The sequence below is a fragment of the Brachybacterium nesterenkovii genome, assembly GCF_900163655.1.
Taxonomy (GTDB): domain Bacteria; phylum Actinomycetota; class Actinomycetes; order Actinomycetales; family Dermabacteraceae; genus Brachybacterium; species Brachybacterium nesterenkovii.
In genome coordinates, this window is record NZ_FWFG01000030.1 from 34,810 (window position 1) to 55,579 (window position 20,770).

General features: G+C 71.1%; 17 protein-coding genes. 10 read left to right on the forward strand and 7 right to left on the reverse strand.

Features of this window, described 5'->3' with window-relative positions; translation table 11 throughout:
- The first annotated feature begins 28 nt into the window (after window positions 1-28).
- Window positions 29-2,407: a RelA/SpoT family protein gene (locus FM110_RS03400; protein ID WP_087102673.1), complete on the forward strand. Its 2,379-nt coding sequence runs from the start codon at window positions 29-31 to the stop codon at window positions 2,405-2,407.
- A 6-nt stretch (window positions 2,408-2,413) separates the two neighbouring features.
- On the opposite strand, the gene FM110_RS03405 is transcribed toward FM110_RS03400, so the two are convergent.
- Window positions 2,414-3,040, reverse strand: coding sequence for a hypothetical protein (locus tag FM110_RS03405; RefSeq protein ID WP_087102675.1), 627 nt, complete (start codon window positions 3,038-3,040; stop codon window positions 2,414-2,416).
- A gap of 79 nt (window positions 3,041-3,119) precedes the next feature.
- A complete protein-coding gene (locus tag FM110_RS03410; protein ID WP_234991874.1) occupies window positions 3,120-4,529 on the reverse strand; it encodes a DUF349 domain-containing protein in 1,410 nt (469 codons plus the stop codon).
- A 215-nt stretch (window positions 4,530-4,744) separates the two neighbouring features.
- Between FM110_RS03410 and hisS the strand changes: the two genes are divergently transcribed.
- Window positions 4,745-6,106 (forward strand): histidine--tRNA ligase, encoded by a 1,362-nt coding sequence (gene hisS, locus FM110_RS03415; protein WP_087102679.1) that lies wholly within the window; start codon window positions 4,745-4,747, stop codon window positions 6,104-6,106.
- Between the two features lie 81 nt (window positions 6,107-6,187).
- Window positions 6,188-6,559 (forward strand): thioredoxin, encoded by a 372-nt coding sequence (gene trxA, locus FM110_RS03420; RefSeq protein ID WP_087102681.1) that lies wholly within the window; start codon window positions 6,188-6,190, stop codon window positions 6,557-6,559.
- A gap of 185 nt (window positions 6,560-6,744) precedes the next feature.
- Here the strand turns inward: trxA and FM110_RS03425 are convergent, their stop codons facing one another.
- On the reverse strand, window positions 6,745-8,664 hold the full coding sequence (locus FM110_RS03425) for a DEAD/DEAH box helicase (RefSeq protein ID WP_234991875.1): 1,920 nt from the start codon (window positions 8,662-8,664) through the stop codon (window positions 6,745-6,747).
- Window positions 8,665-8,915: 251 nt separating this feature from the next.
- Between FM110_RS03425 and aspS the strand changes: the two genes are divergently transcribed.
- Entirely contained in the window at window positions 8,916-10,739 is a 1,824-nt protein-coding gene (aspS, locus tag FM110_RS03430) for an aspartate--tRNA ligase (protein WP_087102682.1), read from the forward strand.
- A gap of 143 nt (window positions 10,740-10,882) precedes the next feature.
- Here aspS and FM110_RS03435 read toward each other — a convergent pair whose 3' ends face one another.
- Window positions 10,883-11,473, reverse strand: a complete 591-nt coding sequence (locus FM110_RS03435) for a DUF3043 domain-containing protein (protein WP_087102777.1) — start codon at window positions 11,471-11,473, stop codon at window positions 10,883-10,885.
- Window positions 11,474-11,547: 74 nt separating this feature from the next.
- Between FM110_RS03435 and FM110_RS03440 the strand changes: the two genes are divergently transcribed.
- The 6 genes from FM110_RS03440 to FM110_RS03465 all read left to right on the forward strand — a co-directional run bounded on the left by FM110_RS03440 (window position 11,548) and on the right by FM110_RS03465 (window position 17,468).
- Window positions 11,548-13,008, forward strand: a complete 1,461-nt coding sequence (locus tag FM110_RS03440) for a dipeptidase (protein WP_087102684.1) — start codon at window positions 11,548-11,550, stop codon at window positions 13,006-13,008.
- Window positions 13,009-13,181: 173 nt separating this feature from the next.
- Window positions 13,182-13,538, forward strand: a complete 357-nt coding sequence (locus FM110_RS03445; protein ID WP_087102686.1) for a HesB/IscA family protein — start codon at window positions 13,182-13,184, stop codon at window positions 13,536-13,538.
- Between the two features lie 354 nt (window positions 13,539-13,892).
- Window positions 13,893-14,801 carry an aa3-type cytochrome oxidase subunit II gene (ctaC, locus tag FM110_RS03450; RefSeq protein ID WP_234991876.1) on the forward strand — a complete coding sequence of 303 codons (909 nt, stop codon included), beginning with the start codon at window positions 13,893-13,895 and terminating at the stop codon, window positions 14,799-14,801.
- A 65-nt stretch (window positions 14,802-14,866) separates the two neighbouring features.
- Window positions 14,867-16,507 (forward strand): aa3-type cytochrome oxidase subunit I, encoded by a 1,641-nt coding sequence (ctaD, locus tag FM110_RS03455; RefSeq protein WP_234991881.1) that lies wholly within the window; start codon window positions 14,867-14,869, stop codon window positions 16,505-16,507.
- Between the two features lie 3 nt (window positions 16,508-16,510).
- Window positions 16,511-16,927: a cytochrome c oxidase subunit 4 gene (locus FM110_RS03460; RefSeq protein WP_087102695.1), complete on the forward strand. Its 417-nt coding sequence runs from the start codon at window positions 16,511-16,513 to the stop codon at window positions 16,925-16,927.
- Between the two features lie 253 nt (window positions 16,928-17,180).
- Window positions 17,181-17,468 carry a hypothetical protein gene (locus FM110_RS03465; RefSeq protein ID WP_143276233.1) on the forward strand — a complete coding sequence of 96 codons (288 nt, stop codon included), beginning with the start codon at window positions 17,181-17,183 and terminating at the stop codon, window positions 17,466-17,468.
- Between the two features lie 35 nt (window positions 17,469-17,503).
- Here FM110_RS03465 and FM110_RS14070 read toward each other — a convergent pair whose 3' ends face one another.
- The 3 genes from FM110_RS14070 to qcrA all read right to left on the reverse strand — a co-directional run bounded on the left by FM110_RS14070 (window position 17,504) and on the right by qcrA (window position 20,761).
- Window positions 17,504-17,656: a hypothetical protein gene (locus tag FM110_RS14070; protein WP_159457962.1), complete on the reverse strand. Its 153-nt coding sequence runs from the start codon at window positions 17,654-17,656 to the stop codon at window positions 17,504-17,506.
- A 372-nt stretch (window positions 17,657-18,028) separates the two neighbouring features.
- Window positions 18,029-19,702: a cytochrome bc1 complex cytochrome b subunit gene (qcrB, locus tag FM110_RS03470; RefSeq protein ID WP_087102698.1), complete on the reverse strand. Its 1,674-nt coding sequence runs from the start codon at window positions 19,700-19,702 to the stop codon at window positions 18,029-18,031.
- 6 nt (window positions 19,703-19,708) lie between these two features.
- Complete coding sequence (gene qcrA / locus FM110_RS03475; RefSeq protein ID WP_087102700.1) at window positions 19,709-20,761, reverse strand: cytochrome bc1 complex Rieske iron-sulfur subunit; 1,053 nt, start codon at window positions 20,759-20,761, stop codon at window positions 19,709-19,711.
- Between the last annotated feature and the right edge of the window lie 9 nt (window positions 20,762-20,770).

The window sequence follows — 20,770 nt, forward strand, 5'->3', positions numbered from 1 at the left end:
GTCCGCCCGCGGCGGACGCGGTCGGCCGATGCCTCCCGGCGCTCGTAGACTGAGGCTTCGGCGAAGGGAGGCCCCCGTGGACGAGGGAGATCGCAGCGGCAGGACGGTCGATCCGCTCGCGGGCGCCCGCGCGCGGCGCGCCCGGCGCGGGTTCTTCGGCTCCAAGGCGGCCGGTCCCGACCGGATCCTCGATCCGCTGCTCCAGGCCGCCGTGCGGACCAGCGGGCGCGAGGACACCGCGCTGCTCGAGCGGGCATACCGCGTCGCCGAGGCCTGCCACCGCGGGCAGTTCCGCAAGAGCGGCGACCCGTACATCACGCACCCCGTGTCCGTCGCGACGATCCTGGCCGAGCTCGGCTCGCCCAAGGAGGTCCTCGCGGCGGCTCTCCTGCACGACACGGTCGAGGACACCGACTACTCCCTCGAGCGCCTCCGCTCCGAGTTCGGGGAGGAGATCGCGCTGCTGGTGGACGGGGTCACCAAGCTTGACAAGATCCAGTTCGGCGAGGCCGCGCAGGCGGAGACCGTCCGCAAGATGATCGTCGCGATGAGCCGTGACATCCGCGTCCTGCTCATCAAGCTCGCCGACCGCCTCCACAACGCGCGCACCTGGAAGTACGTCTCCGCGTCCTCGGCCGAGCGGAAGGCCAAGGAGACCCTCGAGATCTACGCGCCCCTCGCGCACCGCCTCGGCCTCAACACGATGAAGTGGGAGCTCGAAGACCTCTCGTTCCGCGCGCTCTACCCCAAGGTGTACGACGAGATCGTCGCGCTCGTGGCCCAGCACGCGCCGGCCCGCGACCAGTACCTGCAGGCGGTCACGGACCAGATCAACGAGGACCTGCGCAAGGCGCGCATCCGCGCCGAGGTCAGCGGGCGCCCCAAGCACTACTACTCGATCTACCAGAAGATGATCGTGCGCGGGCGCGACTTCGCGGACATCTACGACCTGGTGGGGATCCGCGTGCTCGTGGACTCGGTGCGCGACTGCTACGGGGTCCTGGGGATCCTGCACTCGCGCTGGTCCCCGGTGCCGGGCCGGTTCAAGGACTACATCGCGCTGCCCAAGTTCAACCTCTACCAGAGCCTGCACACGACGGTGATCGGGCCGACGGGCAAGCCCGTCGAGATCCAGATCCGCACCTACGAGATGCATCGGCGCGCCGAGTACGGCGTCGCCGCGCACTGGAAGTACAAGGCCATGTCCGGCCCGCAGGAGATGGCACGGGCCGGCACGCAGGAGATGGCGTGGCTGCGCCAGCTCATGGACTGGCAGAAGGACACCAAGGACTCCGGGGAGTTCCTCGAGTCGCTGCGCTTCGAGATCAGCAGCCAGGAGGTGTACGTCTTCACCCCCAAGGGCGATGTGATCGCCCTGCCGCAGGGCGCCACCCCCGTCGACTTCGCCTACTCTGTGCACACCGAGGTGGGGCATCGGACGATGGGCGCGCGGGTCAACGGGCGCCTCGTGTCGCTCGAGTCCCAGCTCACGACCGGCGACGTCGTCGAGGTGTTCACGTCCAAGGCCCCGGGGGCGGGGCCCAGCCGCGACTGGCTCGCCTTCGTGACGTCCCCGCGTGCGCGCACGAAGATCCGCCAGTGGTTCTCCAAGGAGCGGCGGGAGGAGGCGCTCGAGCGCGGCAAGGAGGAGCTGTCCAAGGCCCTGCGCAAGCAGCACCTGCCGATGCGCCGCCTGCTCACCCACGACACGCTGCAGGCGGTCGCCGTGGACCTCAACCTCGTGGACGTTGACGCCCTGTACACGGCCGTCGGCGAGGGCCATGTCAGCGCCGCCGCGGTCACCAACCGCCTCGTCGCGGCGTTCGGCGGGGACGAGGGAGCGGCCGAGGACGTCGCCGAGATGGCGCTGCCGTCCAAGGCGCGCACGCACCGCTCGCATCGCACCGACGACGCCGACCAGGGCATCAGCGTGGACGGGCAGGACGACCTGTGGGTCAAGCTCGCCAAGTGCTGCGGCCCCGTCCCCGGCGATCCGATCATGGGCTTCGTGACCCGCGGAGCGGGGATCTCCGTCCACCATGAGCAGTGCTCGAACGCGAAGCAGCTGCAGGTCGACCAGCCGGACCGGATCGTGCCGGTGCACTGGTCGGGCCGCAGCGGCAGCGCCTACCTCGTCCACATCAAGATCGAGGCGCTGGACCGCAGCCGCCTGCTGACCGACCTCTCGGTGGTCATCGCCGAGCAGCATGTGAACCTCCAGTCGGTCCACTGCCAGTCGCAGGCCGATCGCCTCGCGACCGCGTACTTCTCCTTCGAGCTCGCCGACCCCGCGCACCTGAAGTCGGTGCTGTCGGCCGTGAGGCGGGTCGAGGGCGTCTACGACGTCTATCGCGTGACCTCCGACGGCAAGCGCGTCGACTCGGGCGCGGCCCTGCCCGTCGCCTGAGGCCCCTCAGACCCCCGTCGCGCTGACGGCGCTCCAGCGCGCCCGGGCGCGCCGCAGGTGGGGGAGCGCGGCGCAGGATGCGAGGCGCCGGTCGATCGCGCGCGGATCGGCGTGCCCCGATCGGAGCAGCGCCTCGACCGCCCGGAGCGCGAGCGCATCGTCCGCGGCGAAGCGCAGGACGTCGATCGCGGTGCGCACGGGGATGGTGACGGGGCATCCGCCGATCGCTTCGACCTCGGCGGGCGACACCTCGACCTGACGGATGCGCGTGCCGGCGAGCGCTCGGGGGCGGGCGGTGGTGACGAGCTCGAGCAGCGGCGGCGGGGCGACGCCCGTGAACACCCAGGCGGCGCTGAGGCCGGCGACGACGAGGTCTGCGGACAGTTCCGCGCCGAGCGCGCAGCCGATCGCGACGGCACGGTCCGGCATCGTCAGCAGGCTCGCCGGGTGCGCCCAGACCCCGTCGCGCAGAGGCACGAGACCGTCGTGCCGCGCGCATGAGCGGGTGCTCGGCCCGTCGGGGTAGGCGGCCAGCTCGCCCGCGATGCGGCGGGCGAGATCGCCCGCATGGGCGGACCAGGCCCCGCAGCCGGAGGCGCGGGGCGGAGCGGGGGCGAGGGGCGGAGACGGCATACGCGACAGCCTCCCGTCTGCCGTGCGGCGGGGCAACGGCAGGCGGGAGGCTGTGGATCGTGCGGTGGACGAGGCGGGGTCAGCCGAGATCGCGGGCGGAGCGCTCGATGACGGCGAGCCACTCCTTGCGGGCCTCGAGAGCGGCGCGGGCCTTCTCGATCTTCTGCGGGTCCCCGGTGGCCTCGGCCTTGGCGAGGTCCTCCTCGTAGGAGGCGATCGCGGCCTGCAGCTGCGAGGACGCGCCCTCGACGCGCGCCTTCGTGCGGGGATCGGTGCGGCGCCACTCGTCGTCCTCGGCCTTCTTCACGGCGCGCTCGACGGCGTGGAGGCGATCCTCTATGCGGCGCATATCGGCGCGCGGCACCTTCCCGGCCTCCTCCCAGCGGTCCTGGATGCGGCGCAGCGCCTCAGCGGCCTGCTTGTGGTCCTGGACCGGCAGCAGCGCCTCGGCCTCGGTCAGCAGCTGCTCCTTGACCTGGAGGTTCTCGTGCTGCTCGGCGTCGGAGGCCTGCAGGTCCGCATTGCGGGCAGCGAAGAACGTGTCCTGCGCGGCCTTGAAGCGCGTCCACTGCTGGTCGTCCTTCTTCCGGTTGCCGCGCGGGGCCTGGCGCCAGGAGTCCATGAGCGAGCGGAACTCGCGGACCGTCGGCCCCCAGTCGGTCGAGTCCTGCAGGGACTCGGCGCGGGCGATCAGCTCCTCCTTGACGCGCTCGGCCTCGGCGTGCTGCTCGTCGAGCTGGGAGAAGAACTGGCGGCGGACGCGGTCGAAGGTGCCGCGGGCCGCCGACAGGCGCTTCCACAGGGCGTCCTCGGTGGGCCGGTCGAGGGAGACGTCCTCCTTCTGCATGGCCTTCCAGGTGGGCACCATCTGCCGCATGGTCTCGCCGGCGCTCTTCCACGAGATCCGCGAGGGATCCTGCGAGACGAGCTCCTCGATCGACTCGACGAAGGCGGTGCGGCGCGCGGTGGCCTCCTCGCGGGCCTTGGTGCGCTCGGCCTCGAGCCCCTGGATCAGCTCCTTGGCCTTCTCCCGCAGCTCGCCGGCGCGCTTGCGCAGGGCGGGGATATCGCCGACGACCTGCGGCTCCTTGAGGTTCTTGCGCAGCTGCTCGAGGAGGCGGTTGAGCTCGGCCTGCGTATGCGTCGGCGCCGCGAGGCGGGACTCGGTCTGGTCGAGGAACGCGACGAGATCGAGGTAGGCGTGCGCGAAGGGGCGCAGAGCGGCCTCGTGATCGCTCGGGTCCTCGGCCTTCCCGATCTCGCGCACCTGGGTCCCGTCGGTGACCGTGACCGTGCCGTCCTCGGCGACGGCGCCGAAGGCGAGCGCCTCGGCGACCTGGGCCTCGTCGTGCTCGACCACGGGCGGGGCCACGGGGATGAGCGGGGCGGCGTCGGCCGGACGCGCGGCCAGGACGGCCGGGCTCGGTGCGGCCGGACGCGGCACGGGGCGGGGGACGGGACGAGGGGCAGGAGTCTCGGACTCGCTCACGGGGAGCTCCTTCGGTGGGTTCCGCTGCAGGGCGGGCACTGCCGCGAGGCGGCATGGACGGGGGAGATGCGGAGGCATCTGGCACGAGACTCTACAACCCTGCGGGGGCCCGCCACCTCCCCGTTCGGCCCGGGCGCACGGGCCGCGGATAATGGAGGCGCACCACCTGCCCACCCGCACCCAGCACGCCTCCCCGAGGCCCAGGAGATCACCCGATGGCGAAGATCAGCGCCCTGTCCGGATTCCCCGAATGGCTCCCCGCCGAGAGGATCGTCGAGCAGCACGTCATCGACACGTTCCGCCGCGTCGCCGAGCTGCACGGGTTCTCCGGCCTGGAGACCCGCGCGGTCGAGCCGATGAGCCAGCTGTTGCGCAAGGGGGAGATCGACAAGGAGGTGTACGTCCTGCGGCGCCTGCACGCCGAGGACGACGGCGCCGACGCCGATCCGGACCGCCAGCTGGGCCTCCACTTCGACCTGACGGTGCCGCTGGCCCGCTACGTCCTCGAGCACCAGAACGATCTGGCCTTCCCGTTCCGCCGCTTCCAGATCCAGAAGGTATGGCGCGGCGAGCGCCCCCAGGACGGACGGTTCCGCGAGTTCTACCAGGCCGATCTCGACGTGATCGGCCAGGACGTCCTGCCCGACCACATCGAGGCCGAGGTCGCGATCGTGATGGCCGAGATCCTCGCGCAGCTGCCGCTGCCGGGGTTCACCATCCACGCCAACAACCGCCGCCTCTCCGAGGGCTTCTTCACCTCCATCGGCCTCACGGACATCCCCGCGGTGCTGCGCTCCCTGGACAAGCTCGCCAAGATCGGGCCGGAGAAGGTCGCCGAGCTCCTCGTCGCCGACGCGGGGGCGACGGACGAGCAGGCCCGCGCCTGCCTCGCCTTCGCCGGCATCCGCACCGCCGACGACTCCTTCGGCCAGCAGGTGCGCGCCCTCGGCGCGAGCGGGGAGATGCTCGAGCAGGGCATCGCCGAGCTCGCCGCCGTGCTGCGCCGCGTGAACGCGGCCGTGCCGGGTGCCTGCGTGGCCGACCTGTCGATCGCCCGCGGCCTCGACTACTACACGGGCACCGTCTTCGAGACCTTCGTGCACGGGCACGAGTCGCTCGGGTCGATCTGCTCGGGCGGGCGCTACGACCGCCTCGCCGCCGACAACCGCCACACCTACCCGGGCGTCGGCCTGTCCATCGGGCTGTCCCGCGTCGTCTCGCGCCTGCTGTCGACCGGGTCCGTGCGCGCGAGCCGCCCCGTGCCCACCTGCGTGCTCGTGTCCGTGGCCGATGAGGAGCACCGGACGGCGAGCGAGGCCGTGGCCTCGCGACTGCGCGCCCGGGGGATCCCGACGGAGATCGCGGCGAGCGCGGCCCGGTTCGGCAAGCAGATCAAGGCGGCGGACAAGCGCTCGATCCCCTTCGTCTGGTTCCCCGGCGCCGAGGGCAAGGAGGACCAGGTGCGCGATATCCGCACGGGCGAGCAGGTCGCGGCCGACGCGGGCACCTGGACGCCGGCGGCGGAGGACCTCCGTCCCCAGATCATCTCCGAGTCCACCGCCGTCTCCGAAGCCTGATCGCCGACCGCTCCGCGGGAGGGATCCCGATCCGTCCCGCGGAGCGGGAATGCGGTGCGCGGGAGCGGCGTTGCAGGGGGTATGGCTACCACTACGCTGACCACCGAGAACCACGACGAGACCGTCAAGGACGGCACCGTCCTCATCGACTTCTGGGCGGGCTGGTGCGTCCCGTGCCAGCGCTTCGCCCCGATCTTCGACAAGGCCTCCGAGGCGCACCCCGAGGTGACCTTCGCCAAGGTCGACACCGAGGACCAGCAGCTGCTGGCCCAGCGCTACGGCGTCACGTCGATCCCCACGCTCGTGGCGTACCGCGACGGCATCCCGGTCTTCTCCCAGCCCGGCGCCCTGCGCGAGGCCGACCTCGAGGACCTCATCTCCCAGATCGGCAAGCTCGACATGGACGAGGTCCGCGCCGCATACGAGAAGGCCAAGGAGCAGCAGCAGGGCTGAGAGCGCCCGGACGCACCGCTTCCCGCACGACGAAGGGCCCCGATCGGATCACGGATCCGACCGGGGCCCTTCTCTCTGACGTCTGGTCCATGGCGTCTGGAGGCCTCGACGTCTGGAAGCGGCGTCGGCTGGCTCCTGCGCCGTCCGGAAGCGGCGGTCGCCCGGCAGGGCGGCGCCGCGCGGGCTCAGGGGCGCGTGCGCGGACCTCCGCGGCGCTCGAAGCGATCGCCGCCGCCGCGACGCTCGGAGCGCCCGCCGTCCTGGCGACGGTCGTACCGGTCGCCCGTGCGGCGGTCGCCGCCGCGGCCCTCGTCGCGCCGATCGTCGTGGCGCGGGTTGTACTTCTTCATGGCGCTGGCCCGCGGGCCGGTGTCCTTGGCGATGCGCAGCGAGCGCCCGGCGATGCGGGAGCGGCCGATGCGGTCGAGCTGGGAGTCCGAGAGCTCGCCGCGGACCTCGACGAGGGAGAAGGAGCCGAGGATGTCGATCTTGCCGATGTCCTTGCCGGTCAGGCCGCCCTCGCCGGTGATGGTCCCGACGATGGCGGGCGGCTTGGCGCCGTGGCTGTGGCCCACGTTGATGCGGTAGGCGGTGTAGCCGGCCTGCGGGGGGCGGGGCCCGCCGCGGTGGCCGGAGCCCTCTCGGCTCTCGCGGCCGCGGTCGCCGCGGTCCCGCTCGAGGCCGCCCTTGAGGGAGGCGCCCGAGAACTCCTCGTCCTCGGTCTGCGTGCCGGGGCCCTGGTCGCCGACGGCGATGGCGCCGAGGACGGCGGCCAGCTGAGCGGCATCGGTCCCGGAGGACTCGAGGAACTCGGCGATCAGCTCGGTGTAGATGCCCAGGCGGCCGCGCTCGGCGCGCGCCGGGACGGACTCCAGGAGCTTCTTCATGCGGTGGCGCGAGACGTCCGCGGGGGTGGGGATCTGCACCTCCTCGAGCTTCTGGCGCGTGGTGCGCTCGATCGAGGCGAGCTTGCGGCGCTCGTGCGGCGCGACGAAGGTCAGCGCCTCGCCGGTGCGGCCGGCGCGGCCGGTGCGGCCGATGCGGTGCACGTAGTTCTCGGGCTCGCCGGGGACGTCGAAGTTGACGACCAGGCCGATGCGCTCGACATCGAGGCCGCGGGCGGCGACATCGGTGGCGACGAGGACGTCGAGGGAGCCGTCGCGCAGGCGCTCGACGATCCTCTCGCGCTCCTTCTGGGCCACGTCGCCGGAGATCGTGGCCGCGACGATGCCGCGGGACAGCAGCTCGACGCCCACGTCCTCGGCGGCGCTGCGGGTGCGGACGAACACGATCGCGGCATCGGCGTCGGAGGTCGCGAGCACGCGCGCGAGCGCCCCGGTCTTGTGGCGGAAGGGGACCACCGCGTAGCTCTGGCGCACCGAGGTAACGGTGGAGGACTGGCGGGCGACGGACACGCTGACCGGATCGGTCATGTGATCGGCCGCGACCTTCTTGATGGCCGGCGGCATCGTCGCGGAGAACAGGGCCACCTGCTTCTCGGCCGGTGCGTAGGACAGGATCTCGTGGACGTCCTCGGCGAAGCCCATGCGGAGCATCTCGTCGGCCTCGTCGAGCACGAAGTACTTGACCTCGTCGAGCTTGAGGTTGCCGCGCTTGAGGTGGTCGATCACGCGACCGGGGGTGCCGACGACCACCTGCGAGCCCTTGGACAGGGCGCGCTCCTGGGGACCGTAGGGGGAGCCGCCGTAGACGGCGGTGACCGTGAGGTCCTGGACCTGCTCGGCGAAGGAGGCGATCGCGTCGGCCACCTGCATCGCGAGCTCGCGGGTGGGGGCCATGACGACGGCCTGGGTGCGGCGGTCGGAGGGGTCGACGGCGGCGAGCAGGGGGAGGCCGAAGGCGGCGGTCTTGCCGGTGCCGGTCTGGGCGACGCCGATCACGTCGCGGCCCGCGAGGAGGGCGGGGATCGCCTGCTCCTGGATCGCGGACGGGGTGGTGAACCCGAGGGCGGCGACCGCGCGCTGGAGCGCGTCGGGCAGGTCCAGGTCGGCGAAGGTGCCGGGGGCGCCGGTCGGCGCCGGGGAGGTCTCCTCCGCCGCGGCGGGGGCGTCGGCGGGAAGGTCGGACGGGTCGTGCAGGGTCATCGAGTCCTCGATCATGGAGCGGGGCGGACCCACTCTCGCGCAGGTCAGGACGTTCCTCCACTGTAGGCGGGGCCGGGTCCGATCCCCAGGGGGAGGCCGGGCGAGATCCGTCACGGGCGGGCGATAGGATCGCGGTGCCGTCCGGCGCGTCCGGACGCGCCGATCGCGTGCGGGGCCCGGCCCCGCACGCGGATCGCCCCGACAGCGGGCGCCCGTGCGGGCGCCCGATCCCACGTCACGAAGGACATCACGTGCTGCGCACCCACTCCGCCGGCGAGCTCCGCGACGAGCACATCGGCCAGACCGTCACCCTCACCGGCTGGATCGGCCGTCGCCGCGATCACGGCGGCGTGACGTTCCTGGATCTGCGCGACGCCAGCGGCGTCGCCCAGGTGGTCGTGCGCGAGGACGATGCCCTGCACCTGCGCAACGAGTACGTGCTCAAGGTGGTCGGCACCGTCGATCGGCGCCCCGAGGGCAATGAGAACCCGGCCCTGCCGACCGGCTCGATCGAGGTCACGGCCACGGACGTCGAGGTCCTCAACGCGTCGGCGCCGCTGCCCTTCCAGCTCGATGCGCACACGGAGGTCGGGGAGGAGGCGCGCCTGCGCTACCGCTATCTCGACCTGCGCCGCGAGGGCCCCGCGAAGGCCCTGCGCCTGCGCTCGCAGGTCAACCGCGCCGCGCGCGACGTCCTGCTCGACGACGGCTTCGTGGAGATCGAGACCCCGACCCTGACGCGCTCGACGCCCGAGGGCGCGCGCGATTTCCTGGTGCCCGCGCGCCTGGCGCCCGGCTCCTGGTACGCCCTGCCCCAGTCGCCGCAGCTGTTCAAGCAGCTGCTCATGGTCGCGGGCATGGAGAAGTACTTCCAGCTGGCCCGCTGCTACCGCGACGAGGACTTCCGCGCGGACCGCCAGCCCGAGTTCACCCAGCTCGACATCGAAATGAGCTTCGTGGACCAGGAGGACGTGATCGCTCTGGCCGAGCGGATCCTCGTCGCCGTCTGGGGCGCCGCGGGGCACCAGGTGACCACGCCGATCCCGCGCATGACCTACGAGGAGTCCATGCGCCGCTTCGGCTCGGACAAGCCGGACCTGCGCTTCGACCTCGAGATCACCGAGATGACCGAGTACTTCGCCTCCACGCCCTTCCGCGTGTTCCAGGCGCCGTACGTGGGCGCCGTGGTGATGAAGGGCGGCGCCTCCCAGCCGCGCCGCACGCTCGACGGCTGGCAGGAGTGGGCCAAGCAGCGCGGTGCCAAGGGCCTCGCGTACGTGCTGGTCCAGGAGGACGGCAGCCTGACGGGCCCGGTCTCCAAGAACATCTCCGAGGAGGAGAAGGCGGGACTGGCCGCGAAGGTCGGTGCCGAGCCCGGTGACTGCGTGTTCTTCGCCGCGGGCGATGCCAAGAGCTCGCGCGCGCTCCTCGGGGCCGCGCGCGATGAGATCGCCGAGCGCCTCGGCCTGATCGACCATGACGCGTTCGCGTTCGTGTGGGTGGTCGACGCCCCGATGTTCGAGCCCGCGGGCGATGCGGTCGCGGCCGGGGACGTCGCGGTCGGCTCCGGCGCCTGGACGGCCGTGCACCACGCGTTCACCTCTCCCAAGCCGGAGTTCCTCGACACCTTCGACACCGATCCGGGCAGCGCGCTCGCCTACGCCTACGACATCGTCTGCAACGGCAACGAGATCGGCGGCGGCTCGATCCGCATCCACCAGCGCGACGTGCAGGAGCGGGTGTTCTCGGTGATGGGGATCGACGAGGAGGCGGCCCGCGAGAAGTTCGGCTTCCTGCTCGACGCCTTCGCCTTCGGCGCCCCGCCGCACGGCGGCATCGCCTTCGGCTGGGACCGCATCGTGGCGCTGCTCGCGAAGACGGACTCGATCCGCGACGTCATCGCGTTCCCGAAGTCGGGCGGCGGCTTCGACCCGCTGACCCAGGCGCCGGCGCCGATCACGCCCCAGCAGCGCAAGGAGGCGGGCGTCGACGCGAAGCCCGCCAAGGACGATGCCGCGAAGCCCGCCGAGGACGACGCGGCGAAGCCCGCCGAGGACGACGCGGCGAAGGCCTGACCCGGCCCCCATGGCGACGGGGCCCGTCCACCGGTGCGAACCGGAGGGCGGGCCCCGTCGACGTGCGCGGAGGAAGTCGACGTGCGCGGAGGAATGCGCCGCCAGATGCGGGCCGCGTGAGACGCGCTGCGTCGCGGACGGCGTCAGCGGCGCGGCTGCTCCCCGTGGCGGATCTGCGGCTTGGGCAGGCGCCAGCGGCGAATCTGGATGGCGCGCATGTTGCCGTAGGAGACGAGGCCGGGGGAGACCATGCCGAAGCGCTCGGTGAGCGCGGCGCGCAGGCGGCGGCGGATGAAGACGGCGTCGAGGACGCACAGGGCGATGCCGCCCCACAGGACCGCGAGCATCACGGTGCTCATCACGGTGTACAGGTTCGGGGCGAAGAACGGCACGACCAGCGCGATGAGCATGAGCACGATCGCGACGGGGAAGAAGTACTCCGCGACGTTGTGGCGGGAGTCGATGATGTCGCGCACCAGGCGGCGATCCGCACCGGAGTGCTGGGGCGGCAGGTGCCGCTCGTCCCCGGTCACGAGCGCCTGGCGCGCGCGGGCGCGCTCGGCATCGGCCTGGGCGCGCGAGCGCTTGCGCGCCTCCTTGCGGTCCGCCGGGACCAGCGGGCGCTGGCGCGCGGCGAGCGCCTCCTTGCGCGAACGCGTCGGACGCCCCTTGGCGCCGGGGCGCTCGGGCTCGGTGCCGACGGGGGTCTCGGAACGCTCTGCTCTGCGACTCATCACCCGTCGATTCTAGGCGGTGGTCGGGACGACTCCCCCGTTCAGGCGCTGCGCGCCGCGATACCGTGAGGGACATGGCATCGCAGACCCCCTCGTCCTCCACGCCCACCTCCCAGGACTCCTCGCGGGACTCCTCGGGGACGACTGCATCGTCGGCGGACGTCGTCGCCCTCCGGGAACGGCTCGACGGACTGCTCGAGCAGTCGCTCGCCGAGCTGCAGGACCTCGTGCGCATCCCCTCCATCGCCTTCGAGGGCTATGACCGCGAGGGGGTGGAGACGAGCGCCCGGGCGGTCGCGGATCTCCTGCGCTCGACGGGCCTGCCGGACGTGCGGATCGAGAGCGTCGAGGGCGGATCGCCTGCGGTGATCGCCCGGCGGCCCGCGGCCGAGGGACGCCCGACGGTGATGCTGTACGCCCATCACGACGTCCAGCCCACGGGTGACGAGGCCGCCTGGACCAGCGCCCCCTTCGAGCCCGAGATCCGCGGGGATCGTCTGTACGCGCGCGGCGCCGCCGACGACAAGGCCGGCGTCATGGCCCATGTGACCGCGCTGCGCCTGGTGGGGGAGGAGCTCGCCGAGCGCGGCATCGGCGTGACCGTCTTCGTCGAGGGCGAGGAGGAGTGCGGCTCGCCGACCTTCCGCCCCTTCATCGAGACCTTCGCCGAGGACCTCTCGGCCGATGTGATCGTCGTGGCCGACTCCGCGAACTGGGCCGTCGGGACGCCCGCGCTCACGACGAGCCTGCGCGGCGTCGTCGACCTGACGGTCACGGTCCGCTCCCTGAAGCACGCGGTGCACTCGGGGATGTTCGGCGGCCCGGCGCTGGACGCCCTCACCCTCCTGTCGCGCCTCATCGCGACCCTCCACGACGAGGACGGCTCGGTGGCCGTCGAGGGCCTGGTCGTCGCGGACGATCCGCAGGTCCACATGCCCGAGGCCGACTACCGCCGCGACGCCGGCACCGTCGACACGCTCGAGCTCGCGGGGACGGGGCCGCTCACGGCGCGCCTGTGGACCCGCCCGGCCCTCGCGGTCATCGGGATCGACGCGACGCCCGTCCAGCAGGCCTCGAACACCCTGATCCCCGAGGCCCGGGCGAAGCTCTCGCTGCGCATCCCGCCGGGCCAGGAGCCGCGCGCCGCGATGGACGCCCTCGTCGCCCACCTCGAGTCCCACGCCCCCTTCGGCGCCGAGGTCGTGATCGAGCGCGGAGAGGAAGGGCGGCCCTACGCGGCCGGAAACGACACCCCCGGGATGCGCCTGGCCCGCTCGGCCTTCGCCCGCGCCTGGGACACCGACGCGGTGGACACGGGCCTGGGCGGCTCGATCCCGTTCATCGCGGACCTCCTCGAGGTCTTCCCCCGCGCCGAGGTCCTCGTCACCGGCGTCGAGGACCCCGACTCGCGCGCCCACGGCATCGACGAGTCGCTGCACCTGGGCGAGTTCGCCCGCGTCTGCATCGCCGAGGCGCTGCTGCTGCGCGACGCCGCCGAGCTCCCGGCCGCGCAGACCGGCGCAGCCCGGGACTGACCCCGACGGCGGCGGGACGGGCGCCGGACGGGGCGAGCTGCGCAGCCAGCGCTGCATCCCGAGGGAGCGCTCGTTCCGCCCGGGGAGAACACGGGGCGCTGGGCCCGGTGCCTGAGAGCCCGGTGGGCTCAGCGGGGCGTACGCTGGTCCGGACCGACCCAGGAGGTACTTCCATGACCACCACGTCCACGGAGACGAAGCCCGCTCACGGCGTCGCGCTGACCCCCGTCGCCGCGGAGAAGGTGTCGTCGCTGCTGGCCCAGGAGGGCCGCGACGACCTGCGCCTGCGCATCGCGGTGCAGCCCGGCGGCTGCTCGGGCCTGATCTACCAGCTCTACTTCGACGAGCGCGAGCTCGACGGGGATGCGGTCGTCGACTTCGACGGCGTCGGCGTCGTCGTCGACCGCATGTCCGTCCCCTACCTCGACGGCGCGACGATCGACTTCGCCGACACCATCGAGAAGCAGGGCTTCACGATCGACAACCCGAACGCCGGCAGCTCCTGCGCCTGCGGAGACTCCTTCTCCTGACCCCCGGGCCCAGCGCCCTGCGGCTTCCGGACCATGCGGTCCGGGAGAGCACCCAGCGGTGCGCTCCTGGACCGCGTCCGTTCGGGGCGAGTCGCACCCCGAGAACGGCCCGACCGCGTATGATGACGACGTGCCGTCACGTCCACGGCCCGATCCTGCCCCGTCGAGCGCATGATGCCCCCTCCGATGCCCCACCGGCTCGGCATCCGCGCATCGCCCCGCGCTCGCCGGCGGTCGCCTTGGATCCGCGGACGCGACGGAGGGATCGGCCCCCCGATCCCGCATGACAACGAGCCCCTCGCCGGCACCGTCTCCTCAGGACGGCGGCGGGGACGACGAGCGGAAGGTCATCCTGTGATCCCCCAGTCCTCACACGGCTCCCGGCGCACCGCGCGCTGGGCGGTCGGCCTCACCCTGGCGTCGCTGGCGCTGGTCGGCTGCAGCGATGCGCAGAGGCGCGGCTTCATGCCCGGCGACACCGAGCAGGAGGTCACCAACCAGACCGGCCGCATCATGAACCTGTGGAGCGGCTCCTGGGTGACCCTCATGGTTGTCGGCCTGATCGTGTGGGGCCTGATCATCTGGTGCGCGATCGCCTACCGCCGCAAGAAGGGCGACACGGGCCTCCCGGTGCAGCTGCGCTACCACGTGCCGCTCGAGATGATCTTCACGCTCCTCCCGGTCGTCATGATCATGTCGCTTTTCTACTTCACGCAGCGCGATGCCACCGAGATCGAGGCGCTGTCGGAGAACCCTGACGTCACGATCCACGCCGTCGCCAAGCAGTGGAGCTGGGACTTCAACTACGTGGACGAGGACGTCCACGAGCCCGCCGGCGTCCAGTCCTTCGAGACGGGCACCGAGGGCGCCGAGGAGTCCCTCCCGGTGCTGTACCTGCCGGTGAACAAGACCGTGCGCTTCGAGCTCGACTCGCGCGATGTCGTCCACTCGTTCTGGGTCGTGGACTTCCTCTACAAGAAGGACATGTTCCCCGGCCACTCGACGTCCTTCGAGGTGACCCCCACCAAGGAGGGCACCTACAAGGGCAAGTGCGCCGAGCTGTGCGGCGAGTACCACTCGGACATGCTGTTCAACGTCAAGGTCGTCTCCCAGGAGGAGTACGACCAGCACATGCAGGAGCTCCGCGACCAGGGCAGCACCGGTCAGCTCGGTCTCGACCTGAACCGCGATCAGCAGGACTGGAGCATCCGCGAGAAGGACGCCGAGCGCGACCAGAAGAAGATCGAGGAGGACTCGAAGTGACCACCGACGTCCCGGTCGCGCCGTCCGTCGGCGCCGCGCGCTTCGAGCGCACCGAGCCCACCACGATGGGGCGGAAGTTCTTCCAGCTCCTGACGACCACCGATCACAAGCTGATCGGCCTCATGTACATGGGCATGGCCTTCGCGTTCTTCTGCTTCGGCGGCGTGCTGGCCCTCATGATCCGCGCCGAGCTCTGGGAGCCCGGTCTGCAGGTCGTGGTCTCCAAGGACCAGTACAACCAGCTGTTCACCATGCACGGCACGATCATGCTGCTGATGTTCGGCACCCCGCTGTTCAACGGCTTCGCGAACTACCTCGTGCCGCTGCAGATCGGCGCCGTCGACATGGCGTTCCCGCGCCTGAACATGTTCGCCTTCTGGCTCACGCTGTTCGGCTCGCTCATCGCGGTCGCCGGCTTCCTCACCCCGCAGGGCGCCGCCTCCTTCGGCTGGTTCGCGTACGCGCCGCTGTCGGACACGACGTTCTCCCCGGGCCTCGGAGGCGACCTCTGGGTCTTCGGCCTGGCCCTGCAGGGCTTCGGCACGATCCTCGGCTCGGTCAACTTCATCACCACCATCGTCTGCATGCGCATGCCCGGCATGACGATGTTCCGCATGCCGGTGTTCACCTGGAACGTCCTCATCACGGCCGTCCTGGTGCTCATGGCCTTCCCGCCGCTGGCCGCCGCGCTGCTCGCGCTGGGCGCCGACCGCCGTTTCGACGCCCTGATCTTCGACCCCGCCAACGGCGGCCCGGTCCTGTGGCAGCACCTGTTCTGGTTCTTCGGCCACCCCGAGGTGTACGTCCTCGCGCTGCCGTTCTTCGGCATCGCCTCGGAGATCATCCCGGCGTTCTCCCGCAAGCCGATCTTCGGCTACAAGACGCTGATCGGCGCGACCATCTCGATCGCGGCCCTGTCGGTCACCGTGTGGGCCCACCACATGTTCACCACCGGTGCGGTGATGCTGAACTTCTTCAGCTTCATGACGATGCTGATCGCGGTCCCCACCGGCGTGAAGTTCTTCAACTGGGTCGGCACCATGTGGCGGGGCTCCGTCACCTTCGAGACGCCGATGCTGTTCACCCTCGGCTTCCTCACGACCTTCCTCTTCGGCGGTCTGACGGGCGTGATCCTCTCGAGCCCGGTGCTCGACTTCCACATCTCCGACACCTACTTCGTGGTGGCCCACTTCCACTACGTCATCTTCGGCACCGTCGCCTTCGAGATGTTCGCGGGCTTCTACTTCTGGTGGCCCAAGATGTTCGGGTACAAGCTGAGCGAGAAGCTGGGCGTCTGGCACTTCTGGATCCTGATGATCGGCTTCCACACGACGTTCCTGATCCAGCATTGGCTGGGCGTCATGGGCGCCCCCCGCCGCTACGTGAACTACCTGGCGGAGGACAACTTCGACTGGATGAACCAGATCTCCACGGTCGGCGCCTTCATCCTCGGGTTCTCGACCCTGCCGTTCATCCTCAACGTCGTCCTGTCGGCGCTGAAGAACGAGCGCGTCACGGTCGACGACCCGTGGGGCTACGGCGCCTCCCTCGAGTGGGCGACCTCCTGCCCGCCGCCGCGCCACAACTTCCACTCTCTGCCCCGTGTGCGGTCCGAGCGCCCCGCGTTCGACCTGCACCACCCGGAAGTGGCCGCCGTCGATCACATCCTCCGCGAGGAGCCGATCAAGAACCCCGGGAGCAACTGACACATGCGCACGACTGCTCGGATCTTCACGATCCTCATGGTCTTCTTCCTCATCGTCGGCACCGTCTACGGGCTGATGTCCTCGCTGTGGGACCCGGCCGGTCTCGAGCCCGTCGGCTTCGCGGCGATCCTCATGCTCGGCGGCCTGTCCGCGATGATCGCGGCGGTGATGGGGATGAACGCCCGTCGCCACCGGGACCGCCCCGAGGACGATATGCACGCCCCGGTCTCGGCCGATGCCGGCATCCAGGGCAGCTTCGCCCCCTACAGCTGGTGGCCCCTGTGGTGCGCCCTCGCCGGCGCGATGGTGTTCCTCGGCGTCGCGGCCGGCTGGTGGATCGCCGGCCTCGGCGCGGTCGTCGCGATCTACGGCGTGACCGGCTGGGTCATGGAGTTCTCCCGCGGCCCGTACGCGCACTGAGCCGCCCCCGGCAGGTCCTCGACGGCCCGGCACCGCTTCGGAGGTACCGGGCCGCTCCGCGTCCGGGGCCGGGCGGCGTCGGGGAGAGCTGTCCGGCGGGACGCCTGCCGTCGGGGAGCGACGTCGGTCGGGGTACGCCGTCCGGCGGGGAGTGCCGCCCGTGGGGTCATGACCTGCGGTGCTGATGCCTGCTACGGTCGGGTCAGCGCCCGCGGCGATGACGCCCGGGCACCCGACGACGAAGGAGCACCTCATGCCCATGCGGTACATCGGAGGCTGGCGCAAGCCCGCCCAGGAAGCTGAGCTCCAGGTCCGCGGGATCTTCGCCGACGACGCCTCGCTCGAGCGCGGCGCGGCCTGGGCCATCTCCGTGCTCCAGGACGCCGATATCGACCCCCACGATCAGCCCGTGCGTGCCATCAAGGCGCTCCGGGACGCCGATCGGCGCATCGGCCTCGCCGCCGGCCGCTTCCTGGTCGATCTCGCCGCAGGCAAGCGCGAGCAGCTGGATGACGGGCTCGGGGACTCCGCCCCGAGCTGAACAGACTGACGCGAGTCCGCCGCGAACCAGGGCCCTCAGAGCACCGCTCTGAGGGCCTTCTCGTCGTCGTCGGAGAGCCCCGCGGGCCGGACGCCCTCCCGGTGCTCCTCGGTCGCGAGAGCGGCCGCCAGGGTGTCCCGGAGGGGACGGGTGCGCAGCCCCGCGGCCTGCGCGGCGCGCGTGTCCATCGTGGCGAACCAACGCCATGACGGGTCCTCGAGCCAGAGCGGCAGGCTCCTCGGTCCCCTGCGGCAGGCTCCACCGCATCGTCGCGGCACGGGGGGCGGAAGTACAGCTGGAGAATGGTGTAACCAGAGCAGTGCAGGAAAAGAGGCGTGCTGCCCTTGCGGTGGGAGCCCGGCTGCAGCAGGTTCGGGGCCCGGAGCAGGTGCGCTCTGCACGGCGGGTTCGGCGGGGGAGTGTGCCTGGCAGGTGGAGGGCGGGCCTGACAGGGGGAGCAGGTCCCACGGATGCGGTGGACGCCGCCCGGAGATGCGCGAAGGGCCCCGGGGAGTCCCGGGGCCCTTCGCGCGGTCGAACGGCCCGACGGCCGATCGGCGTCAGTTCGTGGCGTGATCGCCCGTGCCGGCGCCGATCAGCTCGTCGATCTTGTGCTGCTCGTGCGAGCCGTGCTCGAGAGCCTTGCGCAGATCGGCGGGGGTGACGGGCTCGATGTAGTCCTTGAAGAAGAACGACGAGGCCTTCGCCCGCAGCCCCGAGACGCCCTTGCCGGCCTTGAGCGGACGGAACTGGTCGGCGGAGACCAGGACCCAGCGGTCGTAGTCGGACAGGGGCTCGTGGATCTCGAGCATCTCGCCGTCGGCCATGCGGACCACCTTGGAGGTCTCGACGCCGTGGAGCGCGAGATCCCGCTTGTGGCGCTGGATCGCCAGGCACAGGCGCTTGGTCACGAAGAACACGAGGACGGGGACCACGAAGAACGAGATCCGGTAGAGCCACGTGAGGTCGTTGATCGACAGCTTGAGAGCGATCGCCAGGAGGTCGTTGGTCGCGCCGAGGCAGAGGATCAGGTAGATGCTGATCCAGGCCACGCCGAGGCCGGTGCGGACAGGCACGTTGTAGGGCAGGTCCAGGACGTGGTGCTCGCGGTCGTCGCCGGTCACCCACGCCTCGAGGAACGGGTACAGCGCGAGGAAGGCGAGGAACGCGCCGTAGAAGGCCATCGGGATCAGAATGTTCCACGAGAACACGTACCCGAAGATGGTCGACTCCCAGCCCGGGATGAGGCGCAGGCCGCCGTCGGTGAACAGCATGTACCAGTCCGGCTGCGATCCCGCCGACACGGGGGAGGGGTCGTAGGGGCCGTAGATCCACACCGCGTTGATCGACGTGGTCGCGGAGACGAGCGCGATGATGCCGAAGACCAGGAAGAAGAAGCCGCCGGCCTTGGCCGTGTACACCGGGAACAGAGGGTAGCCGACCACGTTCTTGTCGGTGCGCCCGGGGCCGGGGTACTGCGTGTGCTTGTGCGCGACCAGCATCGCCAGGTGGATGCCGATGAGGCCCAGGATCGCAGCCGGGATCAGCAGGATGTGCACCGTGAACAGGCGCGGGATGATGTAGTGCCCCGGGAACTCCCCGCCGAACAGGAAGAACGAGAGGTACGGGCCCACGAGCGGCATCGCCAGCATGAGGCCCTCGGCGATGCGCAGGCCGTTGCCCGAGAGGACGTCGTCCGGGAGCGAGTAGCCGGAGAAGCCGGCGACCATGCCCAGCATCATGAGGCCGAAGCCCACCAGCCAGTTGAGCTCGCGCGGCTTGCGGAATGCGCCGGTGAAGAACACGCGGAACATGTGCACGAAGATCGCGACCATGAACACGAGCGCGGCCCAGTGGTGGATCTGGCGCATCAGCAGGCCGCCGCTGACCTCGAAGGAGAGGTGCAGCGTGGACTCATAGGCCTTGGACATGTGCGCGCCCTGCAGCGGCTCGTAGACGCCGTCGTAGACGACCTCGTCCATCGAGGGGACGAAGAACATCGTCAGGAAGACGCCCGAGATCAGCAGGATCACGAACGAGTAGAGCGCGACCTCGCCGAACATGAACGACCAGTGGTCGGGGAAGATCTTGCGGGCGAAGAAGCGGACCAGGCGGGCGCCGCCGACGCGCTGGTCCAGCCAGTCGCCGCCGACGGAGCCGAGGCGGGCCATGCGGCCGCCCTTCTCGGGGGCGTCGCTGCGGGAGGAGCCGCGGGTATCAGTGGTGGTCGACACGAAGGATCACTTCTCCTTGTGGATGTCCCAGAAGCTGGGACCGATCGGCTCGGGGAAATCGCCCTTGGCGACCAGGTAGCCCTCGGCGTCGACCTCGATCGGCAGCTGGGGGAGCGGGCGGTGGGCAGGGCCGAAGATGACCTTCGCGCCGTCGGTGACGTCGAACGTCGACTGGTGGCACGGGCACAGCATGTGGTGGGTCTGCTGCTCGTACAGCGCGGCCGGGCAGCCCACGTGCGTGCAGATCTTCGAGAACGCGAGGATGCCGTTGTAGCCGTTGGCGAGGGACTCCTCGTCCTGGCCGATGGACGGGTCGATGCGCACGATCACGGCGGCGGCCTTGGCGCGCTCCTCGAGGTAGTTCTCGGTCTCGTTCGTCAGGCCCTCGGGCATGATGTGGAAGATCGAGTTCATCGCGACCTCGGACGCCTTGATGGGGGTGCCGTCGTGGTCGCGGGTCAGGCGCAGACCGGCCTTCCAGAAGGTGTGGTGCAGCTTGTTGCCGGGCAGCGGGCCGAGCGTGCTGAGCGGCGCCAGCACCGCGATCGGCAGCACCGCGAACGCGCCGACCATCGCCGTCACGATCAGCGGACGGCGGGTGATCCCGGACTCCTGGATGCCGTCGGACAGGATCTGCACGGCCTGGCGCTGGCCCTCCGCGTCCGAGCCCAGCTCGTGGCGCTCCTCGACCATCTCGTGATCGGGCATGAGGGTCTTGGCCCAGTGGACGGCGGCGGCGCCGATGAAGAACACCGAGATCGCCAGGCCCAGGCCCGTGAACAGCGTGTTCCAGCGGACGGCGTGGAGGGTGTCCGGCTCGGCCAGCAGGTTCGTGCCCGTGGGGGAGAACAGGAAGTACGACGCGACGAACAGGACCGTGCCGAGGATCGACAGGACGAACATCGCGGCGACGAGGCGCTCGGCGCGGCGCTCCGCCCGCGGGTCGACGTCGGCGGCGCGGTGCTCGTGCGGGGGGAGCCCCGGGTTGGGGAAGCCGCCGCCCTCGGGCGCCGCGAGGGCGCTGACGGTCGTGCGGGAGGAGGGATCGGTGGTGGTCATCTGTGCCTT

Coding starts and splice junctions, on each gene's coding strand:
- FM110_RS03400 (WP_087102673.1), top strand. CDS start 29: ATGCCTCCCGGCGCTCGTAGACTGAGGCTTCGGCGAAGGGAGGCCCCC.
- FM110_RS03405 (WP_087102675.1), bottom strand. CDS start 3,040: ATGCCGTCTCCGCCCCTCGCCCCCGCTCCGCCCCGCGCCTCCGGCTGC.
- hisS (WP_087102679.1), top strand. CDS start 4,745: ATGGCGAAGATCAGCGCCCTGTCCGGATTCCCCGAATGGCTCCCCGCC.
- trxA (WP_087102681.1), top strand. CDS start 6,188: ATGGCTACCACTACGCTGACCACCGAGAACCACGACGAGACCGTCAAG.
- FM110_RS03425 (WP_234991875.1), bottom strand. CDS start 8,664: ATGACCCTGCACGACCCGTCCGACCTTCCCGCCGACGCCCCCGCCGCG.
- FM110_RS03435 (WP_087102777.1), bottom strand. CDS start 11,473: ATGAGTCGCAGAGCAGAGCGTTCCGAGACCCCCGTCGGCACCGAGCCC.
- FM110_RS03440 (WP_087102684.1), top strand. CDS start 11,548: ATGGCATCGCAGACCCCCTCGTCCTCCACGCCCACCTCCCAGGACTCC.
- FM110_RS03445 (WP_087102686.1), top strand. CDS start 13,182: ATGACCACCACGTCCACGGAGACGAAGCCCGCTCACGGCGTCGCGCTG.
- ctaD (WP_234991881.1), top strand. CDS start 14,867: ATGGGGCGGAAGTTCTTCCAGCTCCTGACGACCACCGATCACAAGCTG.
- FM110_RS03460 (WP_087102695.1), top strand. CDS start 16,511: ATGCGCACGACTGCTCGGATCTTCACGATCCTCATGGTCTTCTTCCTC.
- FM110_RS03465 (WP_143276233.1), top strand. CDS start 17,181: ATGCCCATGCGGTACATCGGAGGCTGGCGCAAGCCCGCCCAGGAAGCT.
- FM110_RS14070 (WP_159457962.1), bottom strand. CDS start 17,656: ATGGACACGCGCGCCGCGCAGGCCGCGGGGCTGCGCACCCGTCCCCTC.
- qcrA (WP_087102700.1), bottom strand. CDS start 20,761: ATGACCACCACCGATCCCTCCTCCCGCACGACCGTCAGCGCCCTCGCG.